The organism is Virgibacillus sp. NKC19-16 (assembly GCF_021560035.1).
Taxonomy (GTDB): domain Bacteria; phylum Bacillota; class Bacilli; order Bacillales; family Amphibacillaceae; genus Virgibacillus_L; species Virgibacillus_L salidurans.
Map to the genome: position 1 here is coordinate 2,109,525 of NZ_CP074373.1, position 13,398 is coordinate 2,122,922.

Consider the following 13,398-nt stretch of genomic DNA (forward strand, 5'->3'; position numbering starts at 1 on the left):
TTGGTTTTCATGTTATATTATGTTGAATTATGGACTGACTTGAATGTCTATTATATTAATCTTTACATGTGCGAATGTCAAGCACGATTCACCTTTTTCTTTAACATTTTCACTTCACCTAATGATACCCCTAATTCCTCAGCTATTTCCATATGATTAGCATGTCCTTCCAATTCCATAAAGCGGTGGAAGTTAACACCCAGCATATCTTTATTACTATTTATATTCCATTGTTTTTCATGTAATCGCATATAAAGCCCTCCTAATTGTATTAGCTTTGCCTATATGTAAGTTTTTTATTATACTAATAGAATGAAGCAGTATAAGAGGGGGCTTTTACAATTGAAGAAAATGATTATTGGTTTGTGCATCATGCTTTGCTCGAGTCTTCTGCTATCAATTCCTGTTCATGCAGACCAAGCTGTGATTAATGAAGATAATCTAAATATTCGAAATGGCCCGGGAACAGAATTTGAACAAATAGGACAAGCTAATATGGACGAAGTATACACCGTTATTGACAGACAGAACGATTGGGTAGAAATCGAGCTTGATGAAGGAACAGGCTGGATTATAACAGAATACATAACGATTAATAACGACCAGCAAGATTTCACTGAAAAAACGATAACCATTCAACAGGACAATACACAACTGCGCAATGGTCCTTCTACAGATTATGACATCATTCATTTTGCGGATAAGGACGATACTTATAATGTCATCGCTGACGAGGGTGATTGGTATGAGGTTGCAATCGAAAATTTTACCGGTTTTATTCTGAAAAAGCTTGTTGATGAAAACCAGGGAACCCCCTCCTCATCCTCCGGTTTTGAAAATAAAACGATTGTCATTGACGCCGGACATGGCGGACGTGATGTAGGGGCAATCGGCGCATCTGGCGCATTCGAAAAGGACATTGCGTACTTAACAGCACATGAATTAGCACATGAACTTACCATCTTGGGAGCAGAAGTGCTTCTAACCAGACCTGAAGATGAATTTATCTCCTTGGGAAGTAGAGTTAGCTTTGCAAATACAATGGATACCGACGTTTTTTTAAGCCTCCATTACAATAGTGTACCAGAATTACCTGAGGTCACAGGTGCGGAAACCTATTATTATCATGAACAAAATAAAGAATTAGCCTCATATGTCCAAAAGGAAATTATTAAAGAAACAGAAGCTGATAATCGCGGTACAACAAATGAGAATTTATTTGTCATCCGCCAAAGCTTGAAGCCATCTTTACTGCTGGAGTTAGGATTTATATCTAATGCAGAAAAAGAATCACTCCTTGAAACAAATGCATATCAGAAGAAATTAGTAACAGGTATTGTAAACGGATTAGGAAAATATTTTGCAAACGAATAAGTAGAAATGGGATGGCCCGTGTTATCCCATTTCTACTTTTCTTTACTATCCAAAATAAAAGTCATGGGCCCTGCGTTCGTCAAGTGAACATCCATCATTTCTCCGAATTCACCAGTCGCAACATGTACTTCCTGAGCTCTAAGCATTTGATTAAAATGGTGATATAGTACACTTGCCTGGTCCGGTTTTGCTGCCTGGAGGAAATTGGGTCTTCTTCCTTTACGAGTATCCCCGTATAATGTGAATTGTGATATGGACAATATACTGCCTTCCACATCCTTCAACGAAAGATTCATTTTCCCGTTTTCGTCTTCAAAAACGCGCAGATGGATAATTTTATTTACAAGGAATTGCACGTCTTCTACACTATCCTCATGGGTTACACCAAGAAGGACAACAAACCCATACTCTATTTCCCCAACTGTTTTTTCATTCACAGTAACACTCGCATTATTTGCACGTTGTACAACTGCCTTCATTGATTCTCACCCTTTACTAATGTACTGTGCGGGTAACTGTATAGACTTCTTTGATTTGTTTGATACGCTCCACAATTTTCCGTAAATGGTTTGTGTTATGGATAAGTATGGTTATCTGAATAATAGCCATTTTGTTTTTATCGGAACGACCATTTACTTGTGTTATATTTGTTTTTGTTTCATTCACTGCCTGCAAGACTTCATTTAACAAGCCTCTACGATCAAATCCGGAAATTTCCAAATCGACATGGTATTGTTTTCGTGCTGTCTGATTTTCTTCCCATTCCACCGGTAAATAGCGTTCTTTCGCTTCTTCTGTTTGGGCATTTGGACAATCAGCTCGATGAACGGAAACACCTCTGCCTTTTGTTATATATCCAACAATTTTATCTCCAGGTACCGGGTTACAGCATTTTGATAAACGGACAAGTAAATTATCCACACCTTCAACTTTAACACCGGAATCGCGTTTATCTGACCTTTTTTTATCCTTATCCTCTGTTTTTACTTCTTCAAGTGTTTCTTCCAGGTTTTTTTCTTTTTGCTTCGTCTGACGAATTCTGTCAGTGAGGCGTGTTGCCACTAATGCAGCTGTTATACCTTGATACCCCACCGCTGCATACATATCTTCCTCATTCGTAAAATTAAACCTTTCATAAACACGTTGCATATTATCAGGTGTCAAAACTTCCTTTGGCTGAATGGAAAGCGCACGTATTTCCTTTTCAACTGCTTCTTTTCCCTTAATAACATTTTCATCGCGCCGTTGCTTTTTGAAAAATTGTCTAATCTTATTTTTCGCTTGAGACGTTTGGGTGATATTTAGCCAATCTTGAGAAGGCCCATATGAATGCTTGGATGTCATTACTTCGACAATGTCCCCGTTCTTCAATTCATAATCAAGTGGCTCCATCTTCCCATTTACTTTAGCACCGACTGTTTTATTCCCTACTTCTGTATGGATTTTATACGCAAAATCTAGTGGTACCGATCCAGAAGGCAACTCGATCACATCGCCTTTTGGTGTGAACACATAGACCGTATCAGAAAATAGATCAACTTTAAGTGATTCGATAAATTCTTCTGCGTCATGTGCTTCATTTTGCCATTCCAAAATTTCCCTGAACCAGGTTAATTTCTCTTCAAAAGACTTATCATTTTTGTTGACTTGAAGACCTTCTTTATAAGCCCAATGTGCTGCGATACCGTATTCTGCGATCTCGTGCATTTCTTTTGTTCGAATTTGTACTTCTAATGGATCACCTTTAGGACCAATTACCGTCGTATGCAAGGATTGATAAAGGTTGGGTTTTGGCATCGCAATATAATCCTTAAATCTACCCGGCATTGGTTTCCAGCATGTATGGATAATACCTAATACTGCATAACAATCTTTTATACTACCTACAATAATTCGCACTGCCAGCAGATCATAAATTTCATTAAACTGCTTATTTTGGTTTACCATTTTTCGATAAATACTATATAAATGCTTTGGTCTACCGGACATATCTGCTTCAATATTGACATCCTTCAGCTGATTAGAGACCTCCCCCATTACTTCTTGGATATACGATTCACGCTGCTCCCTTTTCTGCCTCATTAATTGCACAATGCGGTAATATTGCTGTGGGTTTAAATATCGTAAGGCTGTATCTTCAAGTTCCCATTTTATGGTTGAAATACCTAAACGGTGTGCTAGTGGCGAGAAAATTTCCAGTGTCTCATTGGAAATACGTCGTTGTTTGTCCGGACGTAAATGTTTCAATGTACGCATATTGTGCAGGCGATCTGCAAGCTTAATCAGGATTACGCGAATATCTTTTGCCATCGCAACAAACATTTTCCGGTGGTTTTCTGCCTGCAAGGCTTCTTTTGATTTATATTTAATTTTGCCAAGTTTCGTTACCCCATCAACAAGCATGGCTACTTCCTTGTTAAACGCATCCTCCAGTTCTTCAAGCGTTACATCCGTATCTTCGACGACATCATGCAGCAGACCGCCAGCTATTGTTTCTGCATCCATTCCTAATTCAACTAAGATACCCGCAATTTGAACAGGATGATTAATATATGGCTCTCCTGATTTCCGGTATTGATCTCTATGTGCATATGCTGCAAATTCATATGCACGCCGAATAAAAGTAGTATCATCTTCTGGTAGAAACCGACTAACTTCCGTTAAAATATCTTCTATTGTTAAAATATCATCTTTTGCCATTTAATCACCTTTATTCGTCTGGAAGTAAATCTCCGTAAAAATGAAAATTTCACGTTCATTAACGGGGTAAATATTTTAATTATATGCCTTATTTCTTCCTGTGTCCATTTATTACTTTTTCACCTGATGAAGTATAAGAATAGGTCTGACGAGTCACACTACTTCGTCAGACCTGCTGGTTAATAGGTCATTAATTTTAGAACATCATATCCATTTAGTTTTTCCATTCCATCAAGATAACTAAGTTCGATTATAAACGCACAACCAACTACAATTCCGCCAAGTTGTTCTACTAGCTGAATCGTTGCTTCTATTGTACCACCTGTTGCAAGCAAGTCATCTGTAATTAATACACGCTGACCTGGTTTGATAGCATCCTTGTGAATGGTTAAAACATTATTGCCATATTCTAATCCATAGTCTACTTTAATTACTTCTCGAGGTAATTTCCCTTCTTTTCTTACTGGTGCAAAACCAACTTCCAATGCGTAAGAAACCGGGCACCCTATAATAAAACCGCGTGCCTCCGGACCAACAATAATATCCGTTTCTTTCTCACGAGCGAATGCAACAATTTCATCCACTGCAGATTTAAATGCTTTCCCATTATCCATTAGTGGGGTAATATCTTTAAACCGAACTCCTTCTTTTGGCCAGTCTTCCACTATTTTAACATATTGTTTATAATCCATCGGTTCGTTCCTCCTCATGATTCTCCAAATGACCCATGGACTTCGAGAACCACTGTTTTAACTCCTGGTAATTTGAATAGTACAATGTTTTTTCTATATCTGCTTGGATTAATCGCTCCTGAAATAGCTTAGAATCCTGCAAATCTTTTTTCATGGGATTAGCGTTTATTTCAATAACTTCATTATCTATTTTAACAAATCCTAATTCAAAAAACACGTTTGCTATAAATAGTATATGATCTTTATTCCAACCTTTAGCATCCATGATGCGCGTCAATTCCTGCTTTAAATCCAGTGTCCTTCTTTTGTGAATAAATGCATAAAACCATACAAATTCCTCTCTTGTTGGAAAAGGCTTTAAATAGATACTATCTTCTACAAAGTAGCATGCATGTATGTTGACAGGTTTAGTTGCTTGGATAATTTCTTTTAAATGGCTCAAATCTGTTGGTAAATCAAATATATATAATACATCTGTTTCACTCAAGGTCCCTACATCTGTCTCATATGTAATTGGATCTACCATTGATGGAAGTTGATCAGCATTATAACTTATAGCAATATTCTTATTCTTTATATACTGGGAGATATCCATATTCTTTCTGCCTCTATGATCGAATAACTGCCAATCCTCGATCATCATGTCCCGCATTACGATCTGTGCTTTTTTATTGCCATTCCATTCATTGATCCCAAGCTCCCCTGCAATGGTAATTGGTGTATGTGGCGAGATGTGAGAATATAGCTCTCCCATGCCAAATCCAATACCTTCAACGGCCACATCCTCTTTTTTAAATTGGAGTTTAAGATGGTTTTTCATGCTTCCAATTTGACGGACCCGAACAGGTATATCCTTCAATTGAAAAACAGGCTTTGGATTGTGCATTCCAAATGGTGCAAGCTGATTAATTTCATGGATTAATTTTTCGTTAATTTCCGGAATCGTAATTGATTTACTCACTTCAATGATTTGCTTAAAATCCGCCGCGTTAAGTTGCTCGTTAATTCGTAAATGTAACGCATTTTGAATGGTTGTTAAATTTTCCAATGGAAACGTCATGCCTGCTGCCTGGGAATGCCCACCAAAGCTTGTGAAATATTCCCTAATTTCCATACAGTTTTGAAAGAGATCAAAGGCAGGTATACTTCTTGCAGAGCCTTTAACTTGAGAGATGTCAGGTTTTATCGCAAGCACAATGGCCGGTCTATCAAACTTCTGCACCAGTTTTGATGCAACAATTCCGAGGACACCCTCATTCCAGCCTTCTTTTGCAACCACTATGACATCTTTTTTCTCTCTGGTTTCCAGCATTTGTTCTGCTTCTTGAACAATATCCTTAACAATTTGCTGTCTTTCCTGATTTAATTGTTGCACTTCTTGGGCAATATATTCCGCTTCACCCTGGTCTTCCGTCATTAATAACTGAACTGCTAAATCAGCGTCCTGGAGCCTGCCAACAGCATTGATCCGTGGGCCTATTGAAAATCCTACATCCTCTTCGGTAACATTCCCTTCAATGTTACATACACGTTTCAATGCTATTATACCATGATTCGTTGTTGATGTGAGCGAACGTAAACCATAATATGCTAGAATTCTATTCTCATTTACTAATGGAACCAAATCAGCAATAGTACCAATTGCCACAAATGCTAAAAGGTGTTTTGGAAAATAGCCAAGCAAGCTTTCTGCAAATTTAAAAGCTACCCCGGCACCGGCAAGGTCGTTGAAGCGATAATCCGGTGAAGTTTTCGGATGAATAATAGCATAGGCATCCGGTAGCTCTGAATGCATTTCATGATGGTCTGTGATGATTAAATCAAGACCCAATTGCTTAGCAAGATCAGCCTCATGGACAGCAGCAATTCCGGTATCAACCGTTATGATTAAGCGAAATCCATTTTTATATGCTTGTGTAAATGCTTCTTCATTTGGACCGTATCCTTCTGTAAACCGGTTTGGTATATAGTAGTCACAATCTGCACCCATCTCCATTAATGCTTTTAAAAGAATTGTAGTAGAGCTTACGCCATCTGCATCATAATCACCATATATAAGAATTTTTTCCTGATTTGTTATTGCTGTATGTACACGCTGGGTTGCTTTATCAATCGAATCCAGTCCTACTGGGCTTTGTAAATCTCCTATATCAGGCGATAAAAACTTAGAAACTTGCGCTTGAGTAGTAATTCCTCTTTGCAGTAAAAGTTCTTTTAGAACAGGAGATGAGTCAATGGAATCATCCATCCATTCTTCTATATCGTCCTGAATTGTATTCAGTTTCCAATTCGCCTTACTACTTAACATAATTTCACCCCTGACTAATCTATTATACATACTTGCGTCAGGGGTAGCAATTAGAATTCGTTTATTTATTTGTATGATCTTCCTCTAATAGTCCTTCAGCATCTTTTTCGGCGATACCATTGTCTTGAAGTGTTTGACGCATATTTTTATTTTGCATTTGTAATTTTTTTACTTCCCGTTGCAACTTAAACATTTTTAACATACCAACTGCGGCCGTAATTATACCGCCCATCAGTACGGAAAATAATATAATTAATATAAGCGGGGACTCACCACTCCAGAATAAATAATTCACTTCCACCGGATCCACATTTGTTACCGCAAACACCGCGATAATTATCACAAAAATAATAGCTAAAATAACATATGACTGTCCTCTCACAATATCAAAACCCTCCCTCTAAGCTTTATATTTATCTTACCCCTTTTACTTATGTCTTAAGCATAAGTAAACCCTTGTCACTATACGTAACAAGGGTTATTATTATTAAACTTGTGGTCCTTCCACCTTTTTTTTCTTTGTAAAATCCACAGGTCTTTTCTTAATTATTTTTCCACGCCATACTAACCATAGTTGTGATGCGAGGAATAATGACGAATAGGCTCCCGCTAACAATCCCACTGCTAATGCAATAGCAAATCCTGTAATCGATTGAGCTCCCAGGAATAAAAATGCTAAGACAGCAGTCAGTGTTGTGATGGTTGTGTTAATACTTCTAGCAAATGATTGTACCAAACTTCTGTTTACAATAGCTGCCAGTTCTTTCGTAGATTTAACCTGCTTTTTCTTATTGCGCAGATTCTCTCTAATACGATCAAATATTACGATGGTATCATTGATTGAATAACCTACAATCGTCAGCACAGCCGCGACAATCGTTACATCAAACTCGATTCGGGTAAAGCTGAATACTGCTAGCATGATAAATACATTATGCAATAAGGTAATAATCGCTGTTATCGCAAAAAACAACTCAAACCGAATCGCCACGTAGATAATCATCGCCACTGAAGCAATTGCAACAGCATATATCGCATTTTTAACAAGTTCTTGACCTACAATAGGCGATACAACACTTACGCTCGGCTCTGTCCCATATCTTTCACCGAAAAACTGTTGCACTTCAGCTACTTTTTCCTCTGAAAGCACTGTACCAAACCTTGTTACTGCGATATCATTATTATCACCTGAAAGAACGATTGACTCTGCCTCTAGATCAAGTGCATCCAATCCCTCTTCAACTTCTTCTGTTGTTAAACTACTGTCTGATACCACTTCAACCCGCGAACCACTAGTAAAGTCAACTCCCGGATTTAGCTGGAACAATGCAAAAGATATTGTTCCGAGTACGACAATAGCAATTGACACCGTAAAAAACTTCTTCTGGTGCTTTACTACATTAACTTCACGATTAAAGATTTTTGGTTCTTCCTGACTGTTATCAGCGATATCTTTAATATCATCTTTTTTAACCCCAAACCAGCCTTTGTGACTAGCCAAAAAGCGATTCTTCATCCATAACCCTAGTAGAAGTCTAGTTCCAAATACCGCTGTAAGGAAACTGATTAATATACTGATGATTAACATCGTTGCAAAGCCTTGTACAGAGCTTGTACCAAATATAAATAATACCGATGCAGCTATTAAGGTTGTAATATTAGCATCAAAAATAGTTGATAATGAATTTTTTGTTCCCGCTTTAAATGAAGACATAACCGATTTACCTGATCGTAATTCTTCTTTAATTCTCTCGAACGTAATAACGTTCGCATCAACCGCCATACCAACACCTAATATTAAGGCAGCTAGTCCAGGCAATGTCAGCACACCGTTCATTAAATTAAATACTAATAAAACCAAATAAGTGTAAATACTTAAATTAATAGTTGCGATTAAACCTGGGAAACGATATACAACTATCATAAATAAAAAGATTAAACCGATTCCTACAAATGCGGCAAAAACGGTCTGATTTAACGCTTGTTCGCCGAATTGTGCACCTACAGAAGTAGAGTATAATTCAGTCATATTAACTGGTAAGGAGCCGGAGTTAATGATATCCGCCAGCTGTTGTGCAGATTCCACAGAAAAGTTTCCGGTAATTTGCACATTCGTTGTGTTTAATGGTTCTGACACAGCTGGTGCAGAGACGTATTTAGGGTCTTCCTTCGTCATCTCTTCCTGAAAAGAATCCCCCTCCTGGTAGTCCATCCAAATGACCAGGCGATTGTCCGGTGGTGTCATTTGACTTATTTCTGTTGTTACTTCCCCAAATTTCTCAGCATCTTTTAATTGCAATGTTACGATTGGCGCATTTGTTTGTTGACTAAAATCCTGCGCGGCACTTCCCTCTCTTACATCTGACCCATCCAGCAGTTCATTATCATTTACATCACGAAAGGAAAGTCTTGCTGAGGTTGACAATATATCTCTGGCTTCGGCTTGATTTTCAACTCCTGCCAGCTGGACACGTATCCTGTCCTCCCCTTCAATATCTATGTTGGCTTCACTAATGCCCAGACGATTCACACGATCATTTAATGTTTGTACCGTACCTTCTAATAAATCTCTAGACACATCTTGTTCTTCATCTACAGGTTCGACTTCGTATAATACTTCAAATCCACCCTGCAAGTCTAATCCTAAATTTATATTCTTTGTTATTCCAGTAACCGTTGATCCAATCGTTCCAGCAAAAACAAGTACGATTAGAAAAAAGGCAACAATTCTGCCTCGATTTTTCATCAACCATTCCTCCCTTATCACACGGGTAAAACACTATGTAGTAATTTTTTACCTTTCACTTGTTAAAGCAGTAATTGAAGCCATTAAATCATCATCCTGGTATGCATTTACGGTTAAATAGCTCAAATAAACATTAGATCCTAAGTGAAATACATCCTGAACGATTTCATGTAATCGTTTATCAGGATTACCTTTCCAAACTTTTTGGACAAGACAATTCCAAATATCTTCAGGCTTTGCCTTCGAATATCCCATTAAGCGAAATTCGTCTACTTTGCTGTCCAAGGCAGGCTTTATTGTGTCTTTCCATTCATTTACGGTTTGTACGATTTCCACTTTTTTCCCTCCTATATCCGGAGTATATATTTCCAACTTGTCATGCTTGGCCCAAACACTTGCATATATATCATTGTATATTAAATTTTATTTTTTGAGAAGGCAGGTCCTAGATAATGGCCAAACAAACTTTCCTGCAAGGTGCATTAATACTAATACTAGCTGGTATGATTACCAGGTTCTTAGGCTTTATAAACCGTTTAGTTGTAGCCAGGCTGATGGGTGAAGAAGGTGTTGGCCTGTATATGATGGCACTGCCAACATTGATTTTGGTCATGACACTCACACAACTTGGATTGCCTGTTGCTATAGCAAAACGTGTCGCAGAAGCCGAAGCAAAAAATGATCAAGCAAAAATTAAAAAAATATTAATTGTATCCTTAATTATAACCGGGATATCTAGTGTGATTTTTACAATAGCAATGATTTTTGCAGCACCATTTATTGCCACAACATTGCTTACGGATGAACGTACATTATACCCGTTATTAGCTATAAGTCCAATCGTTCCAATTATAGCAATATCATCTGTCCTGAGAGGTTATTTTCAAGGTAAACAAAATATGAAACCACAAAGTTATGCTCAAGTGATTGAACAAATTGTTCGAATCACATGTGTAGCGATTTTTATCAAAGTACTGTTGCCTTACGGAGTTGAATTTGCTGCTGCTGGTGCCATGTTTAGCGTTATACTCGGTGAATTCGCTTCTCTACTATATATGATTCACAGATTCAAGCGAAAGAAAACAGTCAAGATACGCACTCATTTCTTTGCGTATTTAAAAAAGAGTAAACATACATTAAAAGAATTATTCTCGATTGCACTTCCCAGTACCGGGAGTCGTTTGATAAGCTCCATTTCCAATTTTCTGGAACCGATATTGGTTGCTCAAAGTCTGGCCATTGCAGGTATTTCGACATCGATGGCAACCAAACAATACGGGGAACTGACCGGTTATGTACTTCCATTATTATTCTTACCTACATTCATAACCCAATCCCTGTCCATTGCGCTAGTACCTTCGATCTCCGAGGCGGCAGCAAATACAGATAGAAAGTTAATTCATTACCGGATTCATCAATCAATTCGAATCTCGTTTGCATCGGGAGCAATTGCTACAATCGTGCTTTCCCTTTTCTCTGTGCCAATTTTAACATATATGTATGGTAATGGTAATGCAAGTCATTTCTTGATATTAATGGCTCCCTTTTTTATATTATTATATATTCAAGCTCCACTACAAGCTGCCTTACAAGCACTTGATTTAGCTAGACCTGCGATGTGGAATAGTTTAATTGGTGCAGCATGTAAATTTATTGTGCTGGTTTTCTTGGCCTCTAACCCGAACTTTGGCATTATGGGTGTAGCAATCGCAATGTCAGTAGGTGTGGTACTAGTAACATTATTACATTTAGCCGCACTGCAAAAAGCAATCGGATTCTCCATCCCTTTTAAAGATATCAGCAAAATGATTGCTCTAATTCTACTGACATGGGGGGCAGGAACGTTACTTAAAAACATATATGAACAATTGGAACCTCATATTGTTATTTTTCTTTTCCTATTAATTATATTAACATGTATATATATTGTATTTCTCTTTATATTAAAATTCATTACAAAGGAAGAATTAAAACAGATTCCTGTTATTCAAAAATTAATTTAAAGAGGATACTTAAAAAACGCGACACTTATATTTTTAATAAGTGTCGCGTTTTTAGGCTTGTCCCATATATGGCAATAGATAACGCAAATAAACATAAATAGAAGCTATAACAAGCGATAATAAAACGAAAGGTACGCCATACAGCATAAACCGAATGAAGGAGATCTTCTGCTTTGCGCCTTCTGCAAGTCCTGCCACCACAACATTAGCGGATGCTCCTACCAATGTCGCATTCCCCCCAAGACATGCGCCTAATGCCAAAGACCACCAAATCGGATCCAAATACATCATTCCATAACTTTCAAACTCTTGAACTACCGGGATCATCGCAGCTACAAATGGTATATTATCGACAACACCTGAAAATAGGCCCGAAACCCATAAAATCAATAATGCCGTATTCGAATAGTCACCATCTGTGGTGAGGACAATCGCTCTTGCCATTTCATCAATAATTCCTACTTCCTGCAGTCCCCCTACCAATACAAAGAGACCAATAAAGAAAAATAATGTCACCCACTCTACCTTTTCAAAGATATGTTCCGTCGAAAGTTCACGCTCTGTTAATAATAAGAGCAAAATTGCACCTGACAACGCAATTACCGTTAATTCGATATGTAGAAAGGCGTGCATGAGAAATCCAGTTATCGTCATGATTAAAACAGTTATCGACTTGTAAAGCATTGGTGATTTGATCAGATGTTCCTCGGCATTAATCGCCATTAATTCATCACTATTTATTTCCAGATGACGTAATGAGTTACGGAAAAGAAAGTAAATGACTACCAGCATCACCGTAAACATAATCAGTGCAAGTGGCGCCAGATGAATTAAAAATGATGAAAATGTCAGATGCTCCACAGCTTGACCAATCATAATATTTGGTGGATCGCCAATTAATGTAGCTGTCCCGCCAATATTCGAACTAAAAATAATGGCTAATAAAAAGGGGAATGATGGTAATTGAAGCATTTTTGTTATTTTTAACATAATCGGAACAAATATTAAAACTGTTGTCACATTATCTAATAATGCTGATCCAATCGCTGTTAACACACTCGCTCCAATCAGTAATGGTATGGGAGATCCTCGAACCTTTTGCGCAAAACGAATGGCAATAAAACTGAAGAGCCCGGTTTTCTCGGTAATAGAAATCAACACCATCATAGAAAATAATAATGCAATTGTATTCCAATCAATATAATTCAAAAAAACATCATCTACGGTATAAATCCCTGTAAGTAATAGCAACGTTCCACCTGAAAGTGCCACAACGGCCCTATTTATCCTATCAGTCATAATGAAAAAATAACTGACCAGGAAAATAGTCGTTGCAAGAATTATATCCATCACACACCCTCTTTCATATAAGCTCTTTTCATAAATATTATTGCTTTTAAATCTTCACAGTTGATGTAAACTGCAACTAGCAGGAAATGGATGGTTGGTGTATTTCCCCCATTAGCATTGGCTCGCCATATATTATTTGTATAATAAAAACGAAACAATTTTGTTGCTGCCACTAGTACGGGTGAATTAAAGGCAAGTATTGCACATAACGTTGTAGTTTATTTC

12 protein-coding genes and 1 other annotated feature (1 of these 13 cut by a window edge) are annotated in these 13,398 nt (G+C 37.6%); of the genes, 2 read left to right on the forward strand and 10 right to left on the reverse strand.

Features of this window, described 5'->3' with window-relative positions; all coding sequences use genetic code 11:
* Nucleotides 1-10, reverse strand: a binding site (T-box leader) (it extends 207 nt beyond the left edge of the window).
* A gap of 67 nt (nucleotides 11-77) precedes the next feature.
* Nucleotides 78-251 (reverse strand): hypothetical protein, encoded by a 174-nt coding sequence (locus KFZ58_RS10920; protein ID WP_235791344.1) that lies wholly within the window; start codon nucleotides 249-251, stop codon nucleotides 78-80.
* Nucleotides 252-351: 100 nt separating this feature from the next.
* On the opposite strand from KFZ58_RS10920, the gene KFZ58_RS10925 reads away from it, so the two are divergent.
* A complete protein-coding gene (locus KFZ58_RS10925) occupies nucleotides 352-1,374 on the forward strand; it encodes an N-acetylmuramoyl-L-alanine amidase family protein (RefSeq protein WP_235794729.1) in 1,023 nt (340 codons plus the stop codon).
* Between the two features lie 32 nt (nucleotides 1,375-1,406).
* Here the strand turns inward: KFZ58_RS10925 and dtd are convergent, their stop codons facing one another.
* The 7 genes from dtd to KFZ58_RS10960 all read right to left on the reverse strand — a co-directional run bounded on the left by dtd (nucleotide 1,407) and on the right by KFZ58_RS10960 (nucleotide 10,156).
* Nucleotides 1,407-1,853 carry a D-aminoacyl-tRNA deacylase gene (dtd, locus tag KFZ58_RS10930; protein ID WP_235791345.1) on the reverse strand — a complete coding sequence of 149 codons (447 nt, stop codon included), beginning with the start codon at nucleotides 1,851-1,853 and terminating at the stop codon, nucleotides 1,407-1,409.
* Nucleotides 1,854-1,869: 16 nt separating this feature from the next.
* Nucleotides 1,870-4,074 (reverse strand): RelA/SpoT family protein, encoded by a 2,205-nt coding sequence (locus KFZ58_RS10935; RefSeq protein WP_235791346.1) that lies wholly within the window; start codon nucleotides 4,072-4,074, stop codon nucleotides 1,870-1,872.
* Between the two features lie 179 nt (nucleotides 4,075-4,253).
* Nucleotides 4,254-4,766 (reverse strand): adenine phosphoribosyltransferase, encoded by a 513-nt coding sequence (locus tag KFZ58_RS10940; RefSeq protein WP_235791347.1) that lies wholly within the window; start codon nucleotides 4,764-4,766, stop codon nucleotides 4,254-4,256.
* Nucleotides 4,756-7,074, reverse strand: a complete 2,319-nt coding sequence (gene recJ / locus KFZ58_RS10945) for a single-stranded-DNA-specific exonuclease RecJ (RefSeq protein WP_235791348.1) — start codon at nucleotides 7,072-7,074, stop codon at nucleotides 4,756-4,758. Before recJ ends, KFZ58_RS10940 begins: the two co-directional genes overlap by 11 nt.
* A gap of 61 nt (nucleotides 7,075-7,135) precedes the next feature.
* Nucleotides 7,136-7,456, reverse strand: coding sequence for a LapA family protein (locus KFZ58_RS10950; protein WP_235791349.1), 321 nt, complete (start codon nucleotides 7,454-7,456; stop codon nucleotides 7,136-7,138).
* A gap of 105 nt (nucleotides 7,457-7,561) precedes the next feature.
* A complete protein-coding gene (secDF, locus tag KFZ58_RS10955) occupies nucleotides 7,562-9,820 on the reverse strand; it encodes a protein translocase subunit SecDF (RefSeq protein ID WP_235791350.1) in 2,259 nt (752 codons plus the stop codon).
* A 48-nt stretch (nucleotides 9,821-9,868) separates the two neighbouring features.
* A complete protein-coding gene (locus tag KFZ58_RS10960) occupies nucleotides 9,869-10,156 on the reverse strand; it encodes a post-transcriptional regulator (RefSeq protein WP_235791351.1) in 288 nt (95 codons plus the stop codon).
* A gap of 116 nt (nucleotides 10,157-10,272) precedes the next feature.
* Here KFZ58_RS10960 and spoVB point away from each other — a divergent pair, with 116 nt between their 5' ends.
* Nucleotides 10,273-11,823, forward strand: a complete 1,551-nt coding sequence (spoVB, locus tag KFZ58_RS10965; protein ID WP_235791352.1) for a stage V sporulation protein B — start codon at nucleotides 10,273-10,275, stop codon at nucleotides 11,821-11,823.
* Nucleotides 11,824-11,874: 51 nt separating this feature from the next.
* Here the strand turns inward: spoVB and KFZ58_RS10970 are convergent, their stop codons facing one another.
* Complete coding sequence (locus KFZ58_RS10970) at nucleotides 11,875-13,173, reverse strand: ArsB/NhaD family transporter (RefSeq protein WP_235791353.1); 1,299 nt, start codon at nucleotides 13,171-13,173, stop codon at nucleotides 11,875-11,877.
* Complete coding sequence (locus tag KFZ58_RS10975) at nucleotides 13,173-13,346, reverse strand: hypothetical protein (RefSeq protein ID WP_235791354.1); 174 nt, start codon at nucleotides 13,344-13,346, stop codon at nucleotides 13,173-13,175. The genes KFZ58_RS10970 and KFZ58_RS10975 overlap by 1 nt, the downstream gene beginning before the upstream one ends.
* Between the last annotated feature and the right edge of the window lie 52 nt (nucleotides 13,347-13,398).

Coding starts and splice junctions, on each gene's coding strand:
- KFZ58_RS10925 (WP_235794729.1), top strand. CDS start 352: ATGATTATTGGTTTGTGCATCATGCTTTGCTCGAGTCTTCTGCTATCA.
- KFZ58_RS10940 (WP_235791347.1), bottom strand. CDS start 4,766: ATGGATTATAAACAATATGTTAAAATAGTGGAAGACTGGCCAAAAGAA.
- dtd (WP_235791345.1), bottom strand. CDS start 1,853: ATGAAGGCAGTTGTACAACGTGCAAATAATGCGAGTGTTACTGTGAAT.
- KFZ58_RS10935 (WP_235791346.1), bottom strand. CDS start 4,074: ATGGCAAAAGATGATATTTTAACAATAGAAGATATTTTAACGGAAGTT.
- secDF (WP_235791350.1), bottom strand. CDS start 9,820: ATGAAAAATCGAGGCAGAATTGTTGCCTTTTTTCTAATCGTACTTGTT.
- spoVB (WP_235791352.1), top strand. CDS start 10,273: ATGGCCAAACAAACTTTCCTGCAAGGTGCATTAATACTAATACTAGCT.
- KFZ58_RS10920 (WP_235791344.1), bottom strand. CDS start 251: ATGCGATTACATGAAAAACAATGGAATATAAATAGTAATAAAGATATG.
- recJ (WP_235791348.1), bottom strand. CDS start 7,074: ATGTTAAGTAGTAAGGCGAATTGGAAACTGAATACAATTCAGGACGAT.
- KFZ58_RS10970 (WP_235791353.1), bottom strand. CDS start 13,173: ATGGATATAATTCTTGCAACGACTATTTTCCTGGTCAGTTATTTTTTC.